Origin of the sequence: Butyrivibrio sp. MB2005 (genome assembly GCF_000424285.1) — a bacterium.
GTDB lineage: Bacteria > Bacillota > Clostridia > Lachnospirales > Lachnospiraceae > Butyrivibrio.
This window is the reverse complement of the sequence record NZ_AUJP01000003.1, coordinates 247,918-268,610: the sequence shown is the minus strand read 5'-3', so window position 1 is coordinate 268,610 and position 20,693 is coordinate 247,918. Positions and strand designations below refer to the sequence as shown.

The following is a 20,693-nucleotide window of genomic DNA, read 5'->3' as shown; positions in this document are numbered from 1 at the left end:
AAAGCTTACTGTTTATCATTTTAAATAATCAGACTGACTTATTACCAGGTTACTCTATACTCATAGGATCCCAGGATCAGCGTATCTCCACTCTCAAGTGCAAATTCACCCGTGATCGGCACGCCATTTACAAATGTTCCATTTGTCGTTCCTTCATCCTTTATGTATACACGGTTATTCTTCACGAACATTGTGCAATGCAGTCCTGAAAGAGCTGAATCATTTGTGATTGCAAGCTTTGATTTTGAAGCACTTCGTCCTATCGTGTACTTATCGCTCATATCGAATTTCAGGATGCCGTTATCACCAACTTCCTTACCCATTCTGGTAAGAGTGATATGATAGACCTTGCCTGCAGGCTTAGTATCAAAACCTACAGTGGGAGTAGCATGAGACTCCTCAAACGGCATGGTTACACCATTCAAATCCGAAACGTCTCCCGTAACTCCTATATCATCTACTCCGCCCATTGTATTTCCGAGATCATCGACGCCTCCATCGTAGTCGCTCTGATATCCGGTCTCGTTATCCCTCGTCTTAAGATAAATTATTACTCCAATTAAAATGAGCAGAAGAATTATGGCAGCCAGAACAATATAGAAGAGCATGGGCTTCATACCGAATATGAGTTTCTCCTGAGGCTCCTCCACAATCTGTTCAACAGGCTCTGTCACCTGCTCCTCAACTACCTCCGGTTCAGGTTCGGGCTCAGGCTCAGGTTCGGGCTCAGGTTCCAACTCTTCCTGAATCTCCTTGATTCTCTTGACATCACTCTCCGCAACATCAATTACATCTTCTGCATTTCCCTCTGATGTCTTTACGGTAATCTTTAATTCGTGAGCCTTTTCCGTTGTATCAAGCTCTCTTATATCCTCTGTGAAAATAAGTGAATTATCTACTTTATTGACAATCTGATCTCCGATTAACGCAAGATCAGATCCCTCGAAATCCGGGGTATAATAGTGAACTCCGCCTGAAGAAATCCTCGCGAAGCTACCCAGGATCTTAGCCATCTCCTGGTCACTTTTCTTGTCTTTATTTTTAGGCATTGCGACCGTAAATACAGGTATGTGGCTATCGGTAACTGCCTTTGTAGCTTCTTCTCTGGTTATGCCAGTTGCCTGATCATCGGCACCATCTGAGAAAATTACAAGACATCTTTTTGTTCCGACCTCGTCTATTGTTTTGAGTTCCTTAATCTCTTCCACTATGGCGTAGTAAAGATTGGTATCCTCCCTGGTGACACTGATTCCGGATACCTTTTCGGAAATCTCAAGAGCATCTGTCAGATAATCTGACCTTATGATATCGTTGCCCATGGCAGTAATAGTTATATTATCCTCAGGTCTTTTGGCTGATGCGATATGCTTTATGATTTCTTTAGCAGTATCAATTCTGTCCTGGCTCATAGATCCCGAAACATCTATGAGACATTTATATGTGACCTTCACAGGACTGTCAGAAAACTTCTGGATATTGGGCGTGCTGAGTTCCTTGGAACCAAACATCACCTTGGTATTGTCACCGGATACCCAGGAAGAATCGCTCTGGTTCTGATTGACATATATTTTTATCTCCTCATCGCTCACAGTGTATCTGTCGATATGAATTTCAGGTACCGCCTCATTTTCAGCGGCATACGCCTCTGTCCTGGAAAAACCCATAAGCATACACAATACACTCAGCCAGATAATGCTTTTTCTCAAAGTTTTCTTCATCTTACACTCACCACCTTTATTATTTTTGGGTAAAAATCAGGCACTATATATAACAGCAACAGCTGAATTGTTGTCACATCCTTCTTTTGCATTTTGCTCATGTATCAGCAGCATACGTTTAATCCAGTCCTCTGCCGACTCCGCGGCCTTCAAGGTCTTTTGCATATCTTCTTCCAGCACATATTCCCAGAATCCGTCACTGCATAACAGAAATGCATGTTCAGCTCCCGCAAGCTCCACTATTGGTGAGACATCAATACTTATTGTCTCCTCCCTCCCAAGAGCCTTCAGTAGTCTGTTCCTGTCGACATGTCCCCTAATCTCTTCCTGAGTTATTTCTCCGCGAAGAACAGCCATCTGGGATACGCTGTGGTCAAAAGTGCAAAATTCCAATTTCCCGTCTACAAAGTGATACAACCTGGAATCCCCTATATGCGCCCACATAGCTGTCTCATTATCCATGACCATAGCGACGAGAGTAGTTTTCATCTCACATTCCCTCATCTGCATGTCGAGAACTTTCTGATTAGCCTTCTGGAACCAGATATTAAATTCCTCCGGTTCCTTGATGCTGTACCTTTTGAAATCATCACGGATTGAATCAATGGCTGCCTGTGAAGCTGCTTTTCCGCCTCCGTGACCTCCAAGTCCATCTGCCACAGCTACCAGAATGCTACTGGCCCCGTCATCGAAAATACCTGCCGTATCCTCGTTCTCATCTCTTCCGCCTTTACTGGTATAGCCAAAGACAGTCAGCTTTTTCTTTCTTTTCTTTTCAAACATCTGATCCCTCATCTGTCCTCAAACCGGAAACTGTTATCCTGTCCGAAACTGAAAATGCTTCCGTTTTCAAGTCTTTCCGGCACACCTGCCGTAAGTCTCACTCCGTTTAAAAAAGTCCCATACGTTGATCCGCAGTCCAACAGCATGCAATCTGCGCCACCATTCGTGACCATTATCTGGCAGTGTATCCTGCTCACTCCCGCAGAACTCTTGGGGAAAAGAAGGTTGCAGCTCGGATCACGCCCAAATACCAAATCCGAATCTATATTGATTATCTGCCCCGCATAAATCCCCGATGCACAAACAATCCTTTTGGCTCCGTTCTTAAATGATATGGATCTTCCTAAAAATCTGTCTGCAAATCCCGAGAAAAAATTTGCCGGAGAAGTAAAGCCAACCTCATCCGCTGATTCCAGCGCGTTTCTGAATTCATACATCGAAGCGAATCTCTGATACTCAGACAGAGACATAGCCTTCATAATTGCTCTGTTCACATTCATAGGTGCATCAGAGCCCATGTTCTCCGGTGGTATCAGTGTATCGTTTCTTACGCGGTCCAAAGATTCGGGAGGCATTACTCCGGTAAGACATTTGTAAATTGTCGCTCCCATTGCATAGACGTCCGTCCACGGTCCCTGGCCTGATTTAGAGGAATACTGCTCGGGAGGAGCGTATCCCTTTTTGATTATTACCGTGAGTTCACTGCTTCCTGAAAAGAACCTGGCTGTTCCGAAATCTATTAGCCTTGGACTGCCATCAGCACACACGTATATATTGTCAGGGCTGATATCTCTGTGAACAACACCGTCCTGATGGATGACAGCAAGCGCATCCATGACCGGTAAAACTATATTTTTGAGTTCCTGCCAGGAAAGCCTTCCTCCATGCTGCGAAAGCACATGCTTCAGATCACATCCCGTCAGATATTCCATCACATAATATGCGGTATAGTTTTCCTCGAACAGGCTGAAAATGGTCAGTATATAGGGATTCCTGTAATGATAAATAATCCTTGCTTCCTGAAGGAATTTATCAATACCGTTTTTATAGGAATCATGCGAACCCCGCACATCTACAGCAACCGTTCCCGGTACTCTGGTAACAACCCCGTTGGGATAATACTCCTTTATGGCAACACTTCTGTTTTCCTTTAAGTCCATTCCCCTGTAGGTTATGCCAAAACCGCCGAAACCTATAACATTCTGTACAAGATATCTTCCGTGAATTATAGTCTCATAAGGCAGAGCAAAAGGAGGTTCCTGGATTCTGGTTTCGTCCATATATCAAGTTATCTCCATTAAGATACAGGTATAATTATCCTGATTTTGTTTATTCTCTGCACGGATCATTTCATTTATCATTTGTCCACTCTCTTTAAGCGGGACATCCATGGCATGGCAGATATTCTCATCTCCGAGTGTTCCATATACTCCGTCACTCATAAGAAGTATTCTGTCATGCTGCTTAAGTAAAATGGGATTTGAATTCTGATCGACCAGTTCTAAATCTCCCATACCTATATAGCTTGTAAGTGCCGCACGCTTGGGATTGGTCATGGCTTCTTCTATAGACATCTCACCATTTCTGACCATCTCATCAAGCTCAGCCGCATAATTGTGATCGCGATTGAGCTGCTTAAGAGTTCCTGATCTGTATAAATAGATGTGGCTGTCTCCAACCGATATGAAGTAGAGTTTATCTTTTTTTACAAGAACAGATACAAGCGTACTTCCGCACTGCCCCTGTCTCTCTGAACCCAGTTCACGATTAACTGCATCATTGGCACTGTCAAGAAGAGACAAAAGAAGATCTGCCGGATTCTCATCTCCTGTTGCCTGATCAAATCCCTGCAACATCTTGACAACGACGAGCTGACTCACCCTGTCACCGTCCTCAAGGCCTCCCATTCCATCGGCCACAATTGCAAGGATTCCCTTCTTTGTGATGTTCTCCGGATTCTCTACGTCGGATATTCCAAAGGAATCCTGCTGCGCCGGACGGCTTCCGACTCCATGTACGGTAGTTATGATTGCGGGTGAACTCCTTGGTACCTTATTTATTTTCACAGATGCTCTGTCAGGATAATTTTCTGGATATCCTGTTTTTTCGTAAGAGGGGTCCACTTCACCATTACCTGTCTTTCTCTTATTGATCACAACCAGAATTATTCCAAGAAACAGCAGAATCAGCGCTATGATTGCACCAACAATAGGGAACAGATTCCTGTTCCCGAAATTTGTTGTCTCAGATGATTCTGTTTCCGCAGTGGTTTCAGTCTGAAGTTCCTGTCCATCTTCAGGCTTTCCGGTCTGTTCCCTATCCTGCATGATATTCATTAATGTATCGACCGCATTCTGGGCTTCAGAATTAAGCTCCTCTGAAACATCGCTGCTATCTGTTTTCTTACCGGATACATCCTCACCGTTCGATTCACTCTCTTCTGAGTTTTCTTTATTTTCGCTATTTTCTGTCTCTTCCGAAGAATCACTTTTCTTTCTTTCAAGTCCACCGTTTTCTTCACGGTTTGTCTTGTGGGACAACTGTATCATACTGTAGTTATGCGTCTTCACCATACGAAATCCTTTGAGCAGAATGGCATAAATCTGACTGCAGTTTTTCCGATTATGAGCTCATCATAAGGTGCGAGCTCAACTGTCTGGAAAACTGCTTTTCCGTTTACTCTTACTATCGCTCTGCCATCTCCGGGTGAGAAAAAGAATTTGTTCTCCACTGTGTCATAACTGAGGATAGCATGATTTTCTCTCGATATGGTCTCATCTCCGCGGATGCAGATGTCCATTCTGTCGCTTCTGCCTATAAAGTTGTTATCAGCATGAACACGGTAGTCTCTGCCCTTTTCCTTACCCTCAGTGCATACAAGCCATCCAACAACGGGATCAATGCCCTTCTCTTCTTTAATCAGGGCAACTGTTCTTCCATCATCGGAATCAGAGTTATTCATCGCCTGCTGCAGAGCCATAGTTTTGTCCGAACCACCGGAAGGGACTGCACCTGTGAGCGGCATAGTCTCTGAACCACCGTCTCCGCCGCCAAAGCTATCGAGAGGTAATGTTGCTCCGGAATTATTTGCTCCTGAGCAATAAGGGCATGATGCATGTATAGACGCGTCGTAATAATGTCCGTTGGGACACTTTTTCATTTCCATAATCAGTCTCCTTTTTTAGTTATTATCCGGTACCCGTATTCTATTAATGCTCCAATGTAAAGAGTCTGTAACCGTTAACATCCGATATTTTCATGGAATCAGATTTCTTGTAATATTCATATTTCCAGACATAGCCTGCCTGATATGCGTTCTGTACGCTCTCCGCGGAAGACATTCCACCACCTATCATCGAAAACAGTGATGCACTTACATCTGCAGTAATCGTTGTATCTTCAAGAGGAGCTGTATATTTCACACTCACCATATGTTCCCCAACAGCACTGTACGTAAAAGCACCATTAATCTCAAACTCTCCCTGATTGGTGATGATAAGATCTCCATTCTCCGCAAAAGACATTCGAACGCCCGGATACTCTGCCACCTTCCAGGTAGTTCCGACAAGTGTCGGATATGCGTCTTTGTTGCTAATAACCACAGCAGCGATAATACCTATGACAAGAACTGCAGCAACAGCAGCTATAATAGCAATGAGAGTCTTATTCGTTCCCTTCTTCGCAGTATTTCCCGCAGGTGCTGAGCCTGCCACTGCTCCACCACCTACAATAGAGAATGAATTACTCTGATTACCCAGATAGAATGTATCACCTTCCCTAACAGGGGTCGGTACATTAGGCATCAGTTTTCTACCATTTACAAAGGTACCGTATGATGATCCCAGATCCGTTACCATACACCCCTGCGGTGTCTGGTCAACCTTACAATGTACTCTGCTGATTCCCTTCGTGTTGTCTGGATAGACAATCGTACACGACTGCTGATTTCTGCCGATTACCACAGACCCATTGACAGGAATTCTCCTACCCTGATGAATACCAGATAATCCTTGTAACTCCATACTCTTATCTCCTTTATTTTTATTGGGGTAAATGCAAAAAATATCTATACTATATACGTTATTCCATTCATTATTAAATTACAAATTAAAATTTCATAAAACTGAACGCACACTTTCACACAACACTTATATATGAAAACTTCCCACACATGTAGTAGGCGCCGGAGCCGTATACAGGCGTGGGAAGTTTTGGTTATCTCATTAGCGTCTTTCATTTTCATTTTCAAACCGTTCGCAGAACCTTGCAGAGAAAGCCGGTGGTTCGTTTCCCATGGTAAGATGGGTAATAACTCCTATCTTGAGTGTCCTGAAAATAGCGATTCCTTTCTCACGTTCCTCAGTAACAATCTCTGTAAGAGATGTGGCGCCATAGCCAGAAACTGCATGGTGACAAGGGGAGATACTCCCCAAAGGTGTGACAGCAGAACTGAGGTGATTCCAAAATGGTAGAAGAAAGCCAGGACCTTTTCATTATTCTCGCGCACCTTGTAGATGCTACCGCTTCGCTCATATCCATATTTTGAGAGGAGCTTGTCGAATTCTGATACCACATGATCATGGGCTTCAATCATATCGGTGTGTTTCACAAACTCCGAATCGCGCCAGGCATTTACATCGAACAGCTCCGGGTGCCTGCCATAATATGAAGGCATCACATCCCACACAATACGCTTGTGATATTTTCCTGTCTCCGAATCAATTCTAAGCTCATTGGGGAAAGCCCTTCTCGTCTCATCATCAGCCTCATTGGCATCAAACAGTGCCGGAAACTCCCTCAGCCAGTCACAGGTAACAGCCTCTTTTTGCAGCTCTTTGATTGAATACTCCGATGTCGCCTTCGCCCTTCCAAGCGGTGACACATAAATATCATCGATATTCATAGCGCAGATACGCTTAGCCAGAAGCTCAGCCTCGCGCTTTCCTTTATCAGTAAGACCGTCGATCTCATAGTCTGGATCGCCATGTCTGAAAAATAGTAGTCTCATTCTTCTTTTCTCCACTAATAATGAAAGTTAATTAATTTTTTCCAATATAGAATCAAGTAGTGCATTTGCTGCATCATCTTTACTCATGATAGGGAGCTCTTTTTGCTCATCTGCGGTGATCAGGGTGAGTATGTTAGTGTCTGTACCAAAACCTGCACCCTCGACTTTAACGTTATTGGCAGCAATCATATCGAGATTCTTCTTTGCAAGTTTTTCTTTACTATTCTCGATCATATTCTCAGTTTCCATTGAAAAACCGCAGATGAACTGACCGCTTCTCTTCTTTTCTCCGAGAGTTTTGATGATATCAGTGGTACGTTCAAGCGGAATTGACATATCACCGTCACTCTTCTTAATTTTGTTGTCTGCTATTGTGGCAGGTCTGTAGTCCGCCACAGCAGCTGCCTTGATCACGATGTCAGCCTTGTCAAAACTTGCCATGACAGCGTCGTACATCTCCTGAGCAGATGTGATATCGATCACTTCCATATATGGAGGCTTCGGAAGGCTCGTGGGCCCTGAAACAAGAATAACATCAGCGCCTCTCCTGGACGCAGCTTTGGCGATGGCATATCCCATCTTGCCGGTTGAATGATTGGTTAGGTACCTCACCGGATCCAGTGCCTCTCTGGTCGGTCCGGCAGTTACAAGCACAGTCTTACCTGTCATATCTTTATCGTAAGTGCAGGTGTGAAGGCATACCTCAAGAAGGCTTTCGGGTGAAGGGAGCTTGCCCTTTCCCACTGTTCCACAGGCGAGACGACCGCTGTCAGGCTCAATTATCTCCCATCCGTAGTGCCTGAGTTTATCTATATTATCCTGCGTCACCGGATTCTCAAGCATCGCCGTATTCATCGATGGAGCTATAGCTTTGGGGCATCTGCAAGCAAGTACAGTGGTTGTCAGCATATCATCCGCGGTCCCGTTTGCGAGCTTTGCTATTATGTTAGCTGTGGCAGGCGCAATTATCACCATATCCGCTTTGTCAGCAACAGAAATATGCTCCACACTGTGAATAAAGTTCCTGTCGAATGTGTCTGTCAAAGTTTTATTTCCGGTAAGCTGCTCGAAAGTTATGGGCGTTACAAATTTTGTTGCGTTTTCTGTCATTATCACCTGCACGTTCGCGTGCTGTTTTACCAGCAATGAAGTCAGTTCACAGGCTTTGTAACCGGCGATCCCCCCTGTTACTCCAAGTACTATATTTTTACCTTTAAGCAAATTGCGGTCTCCTCTTTTATGTTTTCATTTTGCCATTTTTATAATATCAAAATCTAAATACTCAGATTATTATACGTGTTTTCTCAGATGTCAGCTCACATTAGTGGGCTTTATTTTTATTGTTGAAATGGTTAAAATTTTAGTATTAGTCAATCGTGATTTGATGGATTATAGACATTTACTCGAAATAGATGAAAGGACAACACATCAATAATGACAAGATATGAAGATTTAGAAGAATTTATTCCGGTACACACAACAGTTACTCAGGAAAAGCTAGATGGAGAGAAGGTTTTCAGGGTCATAAAAAAGGAAAAAATCATGCAGTTCGATGAGAATACCTTTGTCAAACTGAGAAATATAGATTTCCATAATGGTATCATCAGGGTAAAAATGTTGAGCAGGCTTCTTCCCGACGCTCCGGATTTCGCCAGAGGATTCATAGGAATCGTTTTTAGGGTAAATCAGGATAATAGCGAGTTCGAATCTTTTTATATAAGGCCAACTAATGGGACGACAAATGATCCTGTGCGTAAGGCACATGGATGTCAGTACTTTTCTTATCCGGGATATACTTTTGCTTATTTTAGAGAATTTGGAATCACTAATTATGAAGCGCCGATTCATAATGGATTAAATGAGTGGGTACAGCTGACAGCCATTATTCATGATGAAAAAGCTCAGTTTTATTTGAATGAAGAAAAAGATCCTGTACTTGTGGTTCATTTTATGAAACACGGTAAAGATGCACACGGATCTATAGGATTCTTTTCTGAAATCGGAACAGAGGCTTTCTTTAAAGATTTTGAAGTAGAATATAATGACTGACAGATTCGAGTTTTTGAAATATCACAATCCTGCGTGATGTTAGTCTGCTTTTTATCGATTCCTATAATCATTCCGGCATCATTTTTTCCAATATTTTATATTTAAAAAATCTCTGCCATAAAACCTTTACTTAAAATCAATACAAATAGGATAGCCATTTTCACTTTGAACAAGGCAGGCATCGATGCCATAGATCGCATGAAGACATGCAAAATCCTCGCGCGTGAGCGGTAAAACGAAAAAATCGCCGCAGCTAAAAGCCGGGCGATCATCGTCAAAAATCAAAATATTAAATTCTAAAGCTCATAGGCTAAAATCGTATCTTCTTACTTCGCAGTTCTTTATTCCAAAGCTTGAAAACTCTTCGTTATCCATTTCCCTGAAATAAGACTCCACAATCCTTGCGATTCCGTTGTGCGCTACAAGTATATAAGTCTTTTCATCATTTTTTATATCATCAAGCAGGTTATATATCCTCTGTGCCATCTGCATCATGGATTCGCCTGTAGAAAAACGACTTGCCATGTGTTTTTTGGCTTCATGGAATTCTGCTCCGTCCCTGGGGGTTGACTCATACTTGCCGAAGTTCTGCTCTATAAGTCTCTGCTCTACCCTCATGGGAATTCCTGTTATCTCCGATATGTGCCTCGCAGTCTCATAAGCCCTGATAAGCGGAGAAGTAAGGATCTCATCAGCATCTATGCCGGTTGAAAGAATTGTTTCTCCGGTCTCGATTGCCTGCTTATGTCCTTTCTCAGTAAGTGCAATGTCCGTTGCACCACAGATCTTATTCTCCACATTCCACACTGTTTCGCCATGTCTTACAAAATAGAAATGATCACTCATTAAATTCCATACTCTCCGTCATTTTTTCATAAAGCATCATTACTGAAGTTGATTAAGCACGCTCAAACACGACGCTTCCGGCCTCAGTGGGATGGTCCACGTAAACTACATCCTTTGCAGCAGGTACGTATGAGGTTATGTTTTTTATTACCATCAGATCCCCACAAGCAGAGACTGCTTCAACTATACCAAACAGCATTACCCAGAAATTACCTCCGGCAATTCCAACTATTATAGGTATTATTCCAAGAATTATCAGCGGCATTACTGCTCCGAAAATGTAAATCCTTTTTCTCTTTATTATCTTTTCCCATACAAAAATCCTCCAAGTAATTGGTCCTAAGGGGGTACCGCTTGCGGTGGATTCCTTAGGACGGTCTACTGTTTTCATAACTTGCTTTACACTACCTAATAAATATAGTCCTTGGATACTATACCATATTTAATACTCCCTCGTCCTGTCCACGAGGTTTTTCAGAGGGCGGCATTCTGTGTAGTTGACAAGGTCCTCAACGCTTAGCTCCCCTCTGTCTCGGAATCAATATTTTCTTTTTTACCTTTTCGCAGATGCTCCTTCATGTTGGTGATAAGGGCCAGCCTGTCGGCATTCTGCTTGGTGGTTTTGTTTTTATCGGATGTGAATCTGGATATGCTCGAAAGAATTCTCTTCTGGTTAAAAGAAAGTGAAGCCACATGGAGTGCTGAAATTCTTTTTCTTGATGCAGCGATTCTTGCTTCCATGGTTTCCTTTTCCATGCTTAGTCTGTTCTCTATGGAACTTACCTCCGAGCGAAGCTTCTCACTTACAGCGCTGGGGACTGCGGCAATCTTTTCGTAGTTCTGCTGAGCCTGGATATTGAATTCCTGATGCATTTTCTCAACATCTTTAAGAAGAGCAGAAAGGCTTGCTTCCGTGAGAGCAAAATCGGCGCCAAATGCTGCTGCAAAAGCGATAGCACAAACCTCATAGACAAAAGCTGGTACCACTGCGTGCATTCCGTTTACAAAGGGAATGAGGTATTTCACCACAAGGATTCCTGCAAGGCCAAAGGCTGTGCTGACAGGTACGCAGATTCTTCCCTGAATGTTCAGTGGAATGTTGCTGTAGTCCCACCACCTGGCGTGGAATCTTTTCTCTAAAACCCAGGAAGTTCCAAACTCCGCAATGGCGCTGCCTATATAGCAAACAATGAATATGGCCCAAATGGGGAAGTTTGGATCGGCAAATGCAGGGATATGGCTAAAGACCATGGATGCCACAACAACGCTGGATCCGTAAATAGGGCACACAGGTCCAAACAGGAATCCTCTGTCAGCCCACTTTTTCTCCTTTGAGGTGCAGTAGATCGATTCCCAAACCCATCCAAGAAAACTGTAAAAAATGAATTCAACGAAGTACTGTGATATGACCATAGCTCCTCCAACTGTTTTTAGAAAACATACGCATCATTAGTTTTCCGGTCAATGCAAAATACTCTTACTGTGCATTTTGATACTCATCTATTATAGCATTCAGCTCATGATAGGGATTATCAATAAGCTTGATCTCATCATTAAGTTCAAGAAGCTTGTCATCTGCAGAATTCCACAAAGGCCACTCTTCAAGGCTGATTTCTGAATCGCTCCCCTTGTTTGGATCTCCTGTTTTTGCAAAGTTAGTCCAATAGGTCTGCATTTTTTCTGAAAGCGCATAATCACTCTCGTCATACATTCCGGGGTGATAATCCAGATTGCCGTAGGCGTAGACCATCTCTCCCGCATGGTTGTTGCTTAGATAATTATTTGTCTTTGTGAAAAAGTACTGATACACAGGTCTGCCCTGCTGCTCCATATATTTGCTCCAGACATTGTGGCTGTAGGAAAACCACGCATCGCTGTATATGAAGTTAAGGCTGCCCTTGGCTTCTCCCTTTGGATCGATGATAAAATATGAATCTCTTTCCACCGCACCGGGAGGAAGAAGCTCAATAGCCTTAGGTGAAAGGTCGCCAAGTATAGGCTCTAAAAGCTCCTCATAATTTTCTTTGGTGGCTTCGGTATCTAATAAAAACGCATCTGCTTCCTTAAGGTTTGAACCGTTAAGAAGAGCCTGCTCATGGTTTTCTCCCTTTTCGTAGGTAAGATAAGGCTGCTCTGCAATCGCATAGCCGTCCACGCACATGTCACTGTTTTGGGATGTGGTGGTGACGAGCTTATCGGCGTCGATTTTTCTAAGGTCAGCTATGTTAGATGCGCCAAACTCAGCTAAGATTTCTCTGCCTGTATCAAGTGCCTCGTCCATTTCCCTAAATGTGTGATAGGGCTTTTTGGCTGCAATTCCGCTGCTTTCTGCTATTGCTCTCACAAAGAGTCCTTCTGTAAGAGGTGATACGCAAAGGGCATTCACAGAGGATGAGCCTGCTGATTCGCCGGCGATTGTGATGTTATCAGGGTCTCCGCCGAAGGCTCCTATGTTTTCATGAACCCACTTAAGAGCCATGATCTGGTCAAGCAGTCCGTAATTGCCGGTGGTGCCGTTTGGCGATTCTGCTGCAAGTTCCTCGTTTGCCATGTATCCGAAGATGCCAAGTCTGTAGGCAAAGTTTACGAAAATGACGCCCTTTTCCGCAAAGCTCTCGCCGCGATACTCAGTGTAATAGGAATAGCCTGTTGTAAGGGAGCCTCCATGCACAAAGAAAACTACCGGCAGGGGTTCACCATCATAATCCGCCGGCCTGTAGACATTAAGATACAGACAGTCCTCGCTGACGTCATCCTTGTACTGGTCATTAAGTGAAAACCTGTAATCATGGGTTCCGAGAATCTTCGATAGGGACGAGTACCAAATAGCTGATGTCTTCTGCATTGCCATAGGTCCGTAGGTGTCGCAGGCTTTTACACCATCCCAGCTTTCTGCCTCCTGAGGCTCCTTCCATCTAAGGTCACCTACAGGTGCTTTCGCATAAGGAACTCCCGCAAAGACCTCCACCTGTCGATCTTCATTTACTACGCCTGTAATGTCGCCCTGGGCCACATGAACCACTTCAGTAGCTTTAGGATTCCTTGCTTCCACCGCTGCCACTCTTTTTACAGGGGGCTGTGTGCAATAGTAATTTACGCCAAACAGGATAAGCAAAATGAGGAATGCGCCTACTCCTTTTATAGCATTCCATTTGCTCTTATTTTTTAGATGTTTTCTCATAAAAAGCAGGCTGACTGCGAGAATTACTGCCACAGCCCAGCCCGGTAATATGTTTTTGGAAAGTTCCAAGAAAAATAGATATAAAGCTGTAATTATGAAAATGAATATTGTATATGCCACTTTTTTTGCCTTTCATGTTTAAATACGACATGAATAATTTTAGTCTTCCCCAGTGACATGAATTATTTTATGTCTTACGTAGTGATGTAGATTTATTTCAAAACATCGTTCATACTGCCCATTTTGTAACCCTGAAGATCCAGGGTAACATACATGAATCCGATTTCTTTGAACTTTGAGAAGATGGCTGTTCTCATTTCGTCGGCTGCGAGTCTTGTTATGTCTTCTGGCGGTACTTCGATTCTGGCAAGGTTGCCGTGAAGGCGTACTCTTTCTTGGATAAAGCCATTCTCAATCAGGAACTGCTCTGCCTGATCAATCATGTGGAGCTTTTCTTCTGTAATCTCCTCGCCATAGACAAACCTTGATGCCAGGCAGGCATATGCGGGCTTACTCCAGGTGGGAAGTCCCATAGCTTTAGATATTTTCCTGATATCGTCCTTGGTAAGTCCTGCTTCTCGTAAAGGGCTTGTGACCTTAAGTTCCTCTACTGCTTTGAGACCCGGTCTGTAATCACCGAGGTCGTCCATGTTGGAGCCTTCCGCCACGTACTCTATACCGTTCTCTTTTGCCACCCTTTTTATCTCGGAGAATATCATCTTCTTGCAGTGATAGCAGCGGTCAGGATGATTGTGTTTGAATGCTTCAAGCGTGAGCGGATTGACCTTGCAGATGACCTGTCTTATCCCCCACCCCTTACAAAACTCCGCAGCTTCCGCCGCTTCTCTCTCCGGCACAAACACCGCAGCACCTGTGATTGCCAGGGCCTTATCTCCAAGAACCTCCTTTGCCACCACCAGCAAAAATGTCGAGTCCACGCCGCCCGAAAAGCCCACAGCAAGCGAGCCCAGGCTTCGAATGTAGTCTTCAAGCTTATTAAGTTTTTCCTGCAAATCAGGGGTAATGGGTTCGTTAGTTTTTATCATAAAGTCCTCTAAGCCGTACTGACACTTATTAAAATCTGTTTTTCACATTTCGCTTGGAAGTGTCTCTGCTCTGTTCACGATGTTCTGCTTGAAGTTGATGATGTCGTGATTGTACTCTTCATCCATGTAGCTTGAATGAATGAGGAAATCCGCTGTTGCTTTGTTGTTTGCAAAGGGAATGTCATAAACCTGGGCAATTCTCATAAGAGCCTTTACGTCGGGATCATGAGGCGCTGCTGTAAGCGGATCTGAGAAGAATATTACAAAGTCAATTTTTCCCTCTACGATCTTGGCACCAATCTGCTGATCTCCACCAAGGGGACCTGAATTGTAGCCCCTTACCGGAAGGTTTGTGGCATCAGTAATCATGCGGGCTGTTGTTCCTGTTCCGCAAAGGAAGTGCTTCTTAAGTGTCTCCGCATTATCCTTGCACCACTGTATAAGCTCAGCCTTCTTGCCATCATGAGCAATAAGCGCAATATTTTTCTGTTTTCCTATAGTAAGAGTAATTGTATCTGTCATACCCTTATCCTCCTTGTTTTTATTGATATTCTTACTTATTTTTCATTATACAAGCTTGCCTCTGCCGAATACAGTCGCTGACAAAAAAAGTATACAAAATATATGTATTTTTCTATCTTATATACCTGTCTCCGAGTATTCATACAACACCACAAATGTAAAATGGAATCTAATATTTATATTTTCCAGCTTCTTGAAGACATAGAAAAAGAGCAGACTTTCATCTGCTCTTTTAATCTCAATCATACTTTTTGCTGTTGCATCTGGGATATGATCTTATGGTAAAGGTATGCTCATGTTTGTTCATATAAGATGTGGACTTAAGGAAATAGGTGTAATAGATTTTGGTATTAACACCTGTTCCGTCTGTGATTGGATCATCCCAGGTCACATCTATGTGATACCATTTGCCGCCGATCTTGACCATATTCCATGCGTGACCACCACCTGTTGTCATACCTCTTACAACAACGCAGGCTACGCCATACTCGTCCATAAGCTTTTTAAAGGCAAGGGCATAGCCCTGACAAACACACTTCTTATCAAGAAGTGCGCCTTCTACCGTGTATACCTTTCGTGGAAGAGTTCCCTTTAAATAGTTCTTATAATCGTAAGAAATATTCCTGATCATCCAATTATGAACTGCCTTTACTTTTTCATAATCGGACATTTTCTTGGATATCGTAAGATTCTTGACCTGCTTCACGCGGTTCTGAACGTTCTTTTTATAAACATTTACCTTATATTTGAAGGATCCGTAGGCGTTGGTAGCTGTGATAACGGCTTTTCCGGGCTTTTTCGCCTTAATTCTGCCGGCAGCATCCACGGTAACTACAGACTTCTTGGAGCTGGTCCATACATAGTCATCATAAATCGTGTTGCAGACAGGCTGATTGAACTTATCTCCCACAAGGAGATAGATGTTCTTTTTTGCAAAGCCTTCTTTAATGGTTCTGGTAACAGCCACTCCTAAGGAATCTGCCATACTCTCGGCACTGCTGTTTTTAAAAGGAGTAACTATGTTCTTAAGATTCGCACAATTGCGAATGGCATACTCCTCCAGCTGAGTATCACCTTCAAAGATGATGTAGCGAAGGTTAGGAAGCTCATAGATAGAAAAACCACCTATATTGGTAACTGTGGCAGGCACATGAATAACCTGTACATAAGGATTATCATATATGGCAAACTGTCCAAGCTCTGTTATCTGAGGCGGAATGGTAATCTCAGCATCTGTGCCATAATAACTGGCACCGCTAAAGCTGCCGTAGCTTCTCCACCCTTCAGGAAGCTCGCCCTCTGACTGTCCTAATTTTGTTGTAGTAATCTTAGCATTTGCTGTAATCGCCGACTGGGAAGGTACCCCTGCAACAAGTACTGCTGTCAGCGCCAGTGCAAAGACTTTTAACATATTTTTCTTCATATACTATCCCTCTATTGCATATTAAAGCAGATTAATTATACTCGCTTTTTACCCCTGTGTGAAGCAAATATGTTTCCCTTAAATATTGGCATATTCGCACTTTTTTTGTATAATTATGCTTGATGTTTATCTTTGGGGAATCTGCATATCTGCATATTTTTCATGGATGCGATACATAAATTTTTAGATAAGAAGATGAGAATACTATGGAAAACAAGCTTAATATCTACAACACACTTACCAAGAAAATCGACAACTTCGTGCCCAATGAAGACGGCAAGGTTGCAATGTATACCTGCGGCCCCACTGTTTATCATTTCGCACATATAGGTAATCTTCGCACATATATCTGTGAGGATGTTCTCGAAAAAACACTTCGCTACATCGGCTATGATGTGAAGAGAGTTATGAATATCACTGACGTAGGCCATCTTTCAAGTGATGCCGACACAGGTGAAGACAAGATGCTTGCAGGTGCAAAGCGTGAGCACAAAACAGTCATGGAGATCGCAAAGTTCTACACAGATGCATTTTTCTCTGACTGCAAAAAGCTCAATATCAAGACTCCTGACGTGGTTGAGCCTGCTACTAACTGCATTCCTGAGTTCATCCACATGGTTGAGTCCCTTATCGAGAAGGGCTTTGCCTATGTTGCAGGCGAGAATGTATACTTTGACACTTCCAAGCTGACTGATTACTACGTTCTTACAGGTCACAACGAAGAGGACCTTTTCGTAGGCGTTAGAGATGACGTAAGTGAAGATACCAATAAGAGAAATAAAAACGACTTCGTTCTCTGGTTCACCAAGTCCAAGTTCGAAGATCAGGCCCTTAAGTGGGACAGCCCCTGGGGCGTTGGATATCCCGGCTGGCATATTGAGTGCTCATGCATTTCCATGAAGCACCTCGGCGAATACATGGACATCCACTGCGGCGGTGTTGATAATATTTTCCCTCACCACACCAATGAGATTGCTCAGAGTGAGTCCTTCCTTGGGCACAAGTGGTGCAACTACTGGTTCCATGTTCATCACTTGAATGACCAGACAGGTAAAATGAGTAAGAGTAAGGGCGAGTTCCTTACTGTATCCCTCCTTGAGGAGAAGGGCTACAACCCTGTTGTTTACAGACTCTTCTGCCTGCAGAGTCACTACCGCAAGCCTCTTCAGTTCTCATACGATGCACTGGATCAGGCTGCTGCCACCTACGACAAGCTCAAAAAGAGAATTCTCTCTCTTACAGATGAGGGCGAAGTTGATGAGAAGGTATTTGCAGAGTACAGAGCTAATTTCGAAGCTGCACTTTGCTCAGATATCAACACTTCAAGTGCAATCACTGTTGTATATGATGTTCTTAAGGCTGATACCAATGACAAGACCAAGAAGGCTCTTATCGAGAGCTTTGATGAAGTCCTCTCACTTGATCTTCTTAAGGCAGAGGAGAGTTCTTCAGAAGTAGATTCAGATCTAGCAGCTTACGTTGAAGAGATGATCGCAAAGCGTAAGGAAGCTAAGAAAGCCAAGGACTTCGCAGCAGCAGATGCTATCCGCGACGAGCTTGCTTCTAAGGGCATCACTATTAAGGATACCCGCGAAGGCACTGTTTGGGAAAAGGCTTAATTCCTTTATTTTCAAAGATTATATAGCGCTCTGTACACTTTGATGTGCAGAGCGTTTTCTTAATTTTCATATAAGAATAATTTACTTTGTTTTAATACTTATAGATAAAGCTAAGGCTTATAATATAAACGTAATATTATTTGTATTTACAACTATATTTAGCCTATGGAACAGTTTAAAGATCCTAAAAAACGGCTTATTGCTTATATATTTATTTCTTATATCTGCCTCGTCATCTCAACCTTTGCCGGGGCTACTCATTTTATTGTCCTTTTTTCACCCCTTGTTACTCTGCTTTCCTTTGTACTTTGCTATAACTGTGCCCAGGGAATTCCTGAGTTTTCATTGAATATCCTGGTCATAGGCTTAGGAATCCTGTGCTGGAGTATGGGTGATATATGTAAACTCTTCACGGTTTATGCCCTTGGAAGCACGTCCTTTGGCGGTTTTATTAAGACGCTGTACCTATTCCCCAACTATCTTTTTGGCATATCCATCTTCATGTACATCAGAAAAAAGATGAATCAGCGCAACAGGTATAAGCTTCTTGCTGATACCTTCATTATGACGATCATCGGTTTTATCCTTCTCAGGAAGCTCCTTAATGTGCTTCTGGCCGGCAGAACCATTCCCTTTGTCACCTATGTTCGAACCCTTGGATATTTCTTCGTGAACTTTTTCATGATAATGCTGGCGATTTATCTTCTTCGCCTGATCAAAGGTCTGTCTATTAAAAAGGGCACCTGTCTTATTCCGTTAGCGATATTTTTATACATAATTATCGATTTCCAGTACACCTACATAGAAGCTCTTGGACTGGATGCTGAGAATATATTCATGGATCTACTGTACATTCTTTTCATGATTATGATGGCTCTCGGCGCCTACACCCAGGAAAAATATCAATTTGAATTCGGCGTTCGCTCATACGAGAGAAATGAAAAATCAAAGGCCCGCCTTGTGATGCAGATACTTTTCCTCTCAGCTGCTGATATTATTTTATTCTTTATAAGGTTCCTTTCTGAAAACGAGTTTTTCTATGTGCTGATTGCGATAATGGGCTACTGGATCATGACCGCAACCTTTGAAAACTCCCAGCTTGACGCTTCTCTCCTTGAAAGTCAGCAGACTCTTAACAAAAAGCTTGAGGAACAGGTCGCACAGAAAACTCAGGATCTGAAAATAGCCAATGATAACCTGAAAAAGCTGTCCTCTACGGATATCCTTACGGGACTCTATAACAGAAGATACAGCAACTCATTTATAAAGAACATGACCGCTGACTATGAAAAATCAGGACAGCGCTACGCAGTATTTGCCATTGATCTGAACCACTTTAAGCCTATAAACGATACCTATGGTCACGATATGGGTGACAGGGTTCTGGCTGAATTCGGTCACAGAATGCTGCGTCTTCCCAAAAATATGGTTGGATTCAGGACAGGCGGCGATGAGTTCATGATCATTCAGTGCGACGTAATAAATGACGCAGAGGTGGAGACCGCAGCCAAGAAGATTCAGGAGTTACTATGCACTCCCGTGGAGCTTGATACCTACAGCTTCAATCTCTCAGGCAGTATCGGAGTATCCTTATACCCCAAGGACTCTTCTAACCCCGATCTTTTGCTCCAATATGCTGACGCTGCCATGTACATGGTAAAAGCAAGCACCAAAAGGGATGACTATAAATATTTTGATAAGGCTCTTGTACCTTCGGTTGCAAGGCACAATAATCTTCAGGATCTTTTATCAAATGCAGTACCTGAGGATGATTTTGTGCTGCACTATCAGCCCCTTGTAAACACGCAGACAGGCAGAATATTTGGTGCTGAGGTATTCCCTCGCCTTAAAAAGGAGGCCAGCTTCGAGTACTCAGCAGATGAGCTGATCCCTGTTGCAGAAGAAGTGGGTCTTATGGGCAAGCTTGGAACATGGATTGTTCAGACAGCTTTGGAGCAGTTCACCAAGTGGAACGAAAAGTACAACACGGAGTTCTATGTCTCCATAAATCTGTCTGCATTGCAGCTCCTTGATTCAGGCTTTATCTCATTCCTAAAGAGCGAATCTTCAAGGGTTAATTACCCTTTAAAAAAGCTAGGCCTTGATATCAGTACCACCGTTATGCTTAATGCTGATGATTCATCAAAAGAGGTGCTTATTGATCTTGGCAACTTTGGCTTTAAAATCTGCCTCAATGATTTTGGCGGCGGTGAGCTTAATCTGTCCAATTTCCTTGACTGCAAATTCTATGTAATTAAGCTCTCCCACTCTCTTATCGAAAAAGCCGACAAGGACGACAATGCCCTTCTCCTTGCCAAATCCATCCAGTCCATGGCAGACACCATGGACATCAAGACCTGCGCAGTCGGTGTCGAAACCGACTCCCAGCTCAAAAAAATGCAGGACATCGGCATCTTCATCGCCCAGGGCTTCTACTTCGGCAAACCCTGTGACGCCGAGACCTTCGAGAACAGTTATCTGAATAACCATAATTAGCA

At 43.1% G+C, this 20,693-nt stretch carries 18 protein-coding genes; 3 read left to right on the top strand and 15 right to left on the bottom strand.

Annotated features, from left to right (window positions below; all coding sequences use genetic code 11):
- Positions 1–41 precede the first annotated feature (41 nt).
- The 8 genes from G610_RS21855 to coaBC all read right to left on the bottom strand — a co-directional run bounded on the left by G610_RS21855 (position 42) and on the right by coaBC (position 8,730).
- Positions 42–1,718 (bottom strand): FHA domain-containing protein, encoded by a 1,677-nt coding sequence (locus G610_RS21855; protein WP_051197442.1) that lies wholly within the window; start codon positions 1,716–1,718, stop codon positions 42–44.
- Positions 1,719–1,754: 36 nt separating this feature from the next.
- Positions 1,755–2,501, bottom strand: a complete 747-nt coding sequence (locus G610_RS0101315; protein ID WP_196809789.1) for a PP2C family protein-serine/threonine phosphatase — start codon at positions 2,499–2,501, stop codon at positions 1,755–1,757.
- Positions 2,502–2,509: 8 nt separating this feature from the next.
- Positions 2,510–3,781, bottom strand: coding sequence for an FHA domain-containing serine/threonine-protein kinase (locus tag G610_RS21850; protein ID WP_051197437.1), 1,272 nt, complete (start codon positions 3,779–3,781; stop codon positions 2,510–2,512).
- Positions 3,782–3,784: 3 nt separating this feature from the next.
- Positions 3,785–5,074 carry a PP2C family protein-serine/threonine phosphatase gene (locus G610_RS0101305; protein ID WP_026523336.1) on the bottom strand — a complete coding sequence of 430 codons (1,290 nt, stop codon included), beginning with the start codon at positions 5,072–5,074 and terminating at the stop codon, positions 3,785–3,787.
- A complete protein-coding gene (locus G610_RS0101300) occupies positions 5,068–5,667 on the bottom strand; it encodes an FHA domain-containing protein (protein WP_026523335.1) in 600 nt (199 codons plus the stop codon). The genes G610_RS0101305 and G610_RS0101300 overlap by 7 nt, the downstream gene beginning before the upstream one ends.
- 43 nt (positions 5,668–5,710) lie before the next feature.
- On the bottom strand, positions 5,711–6,523 hold the full coding sequence (locus tag G610_RS21845; protein ID WP_051197435.1) for an FHA domain-containing protein: 813 nt from the start codon (positions 6,521–6,523) through the stop codon (positions 5,711–5,713).
- 293 nt (positions 6,524–6,816) lie between these two features.
- Positions 6,817–7,509 carry a histidine phosphatase family protein gene (locus G610_RS19230; RefSeq protein ID WP_242829593.1) on the bottom strand — a complete coding sequence of 231 codons (693 nt, stop codon included), beginning with the start codon at positions 7,507–7,509 and terminating at the stop codon, positions 6,817–6,819.
- Positions 7,510–7,536: 27 nt separating this feature from the next.
- Positions 7,537–8,730 (bottom strand): bifunctional phosphopantothenoylcysteine decarboxylase/phosphopantothenate--cysteine ligase CoaBC, encoded by a 1,194-nt coding sequence (coaBC, locus tag G610_RS0101285; RefSeq protein ID WP_026523333.1) that lies wholly within the window; start codon positions 8,728–8,730, stop codon positions 7,537–7,539.
- Between the two features lie 213 nt (positions 8,731–8,943).
- Here coaBC and G610_RS0101280 point away from each other — a divergent pair, with 213 nt between their 5' ends.
- A complete protein-coding gene (locus G610_RS0101280) occupies positions 8,944–9,558 on the top strand; it encodes a hypothetical protein (protein ID WP_035796544.1) in 615 nt (204 codons plus the stop codon).
- Positions 9,559–9,861: 303 nt separating this feature from the next.
- On the opposite strand, the gene G610_RS0101275 is transcribed toward G610_RS0101280, so the two are convergent.
- From G610_RS0101275 to G610_RS21835, 7 genes are all read right to left on the bottom strand, one after another.
- Positions 9,862–10,404 (bottom strand): histidine phosphatase family protein, encoded by a 543-nt coding sequence (locus G610_RS0101275; RefSeq protein WP_026523331.1) that lies wholly within the window; start codon positions 10,402–10,404, stop codon positions 9,862–9,864.
- 52 nt (positions 10,405–10,456) lie between these two features.
- Positions 10,457–10,795: a metalloprotease family protein gene (locus tag G610_RS19225; protein ID WP_026523330.1), complete on the bottom strand. Its 339-nt coding sequence runs from the start codon at positions 10,793–10,795 to the stop codon at positions 10,457–10,459.
- 125 nt (positions 10,796–10,920) lie between these two features.
- The gene (locus G610_RS21840; RefSeq protein ID WP_051197433.1) at positions 10,921–11,817 is read right to left on the bottom strand and encodes a putative ABC transporter permease; all 897 of its coding nucleotides are present in this window, start codon (positions 11,815–11,817) and stop codon (positions 10,921–10,923) included.
- Between the two features lie 64 nt (positions 11,818–11,881).
- Positions 11,882–13,705 (bottom strand): carboxylesterase/lipase family protein, encoded by a 1,824-nt coding sequence (locus tag G610_RS0101260; RefSeq protein ID WP_026523329.1) that lies wholly within the window; start codon positions 13,703–13,705, stop codon positions 11,882–11,884.
- Between the two features lie 92 nt (positions 13,706–13,797).
- On the bottom strand, positions 13,798–14,631 hold the full coding sequence (gene larE, locus G610_RS0101255) for an ATP-dependent sacrificial sulfur transferase LarE (protein WP_051197431.1): 834 nt from the start codon (positions 14,629–14,631) through the stop codon (positions 13,798–13,800).
- Positions 14,632–14,673: 42 nt separating this feature from the next.
- The gene (locus tag G610_RS0101250; RefSeq protein WP_026523327.1) at positions 14,674–15,153 is read right to left on the bottom strand and encodes a methylglyoxal synthase; all 480 of its coding nucleotides are present in this window, start codon (positions 15,151–15,153) and stop codon (positions 14,674–14,676) included.
- 238 nt (positions 15,154–15,391) lie between these two features.
- Entirely contained in the window at positions 15,392–16,576 is a 1,185-nt protein-coding gene (locus tag G610_RS21835; protein WP_026523326.1) for a transglutaminase domain-containing protein, read from the bottom strand.
- 206 nt (positions 16,577–16,782) lie between these two features.
- On the opposite strand from G610_RS21835, the gene cysS reads away from it, so the two are divergent.
- Complete coding sequence (cysS, locus tag G610_RS0101235; protein ID WP_026523325.1) at positions 16,783–18,195, top strand: cysteine--tRNA ligase; 1,413 nt, start codon at positions 16,783–16,785, stop codon at positions 18,193–18,195.
- 165 nt (positions 18,196–18,360) lie between these two features.
- On the top strand, positions 18,361–20,691 hold the full coding sequence (locus tag G610_RS0101230; protein WP_026523324.1) for a putative bifunctional diguanylate cyclase/phosphodiesterase: 2,331 nt from the start codon (positions 18,361–18,363) through the stop codon (positions 20,689–20,691).
- Positions 20,692–20,693 lie beyond the last annotated feature (2 nt).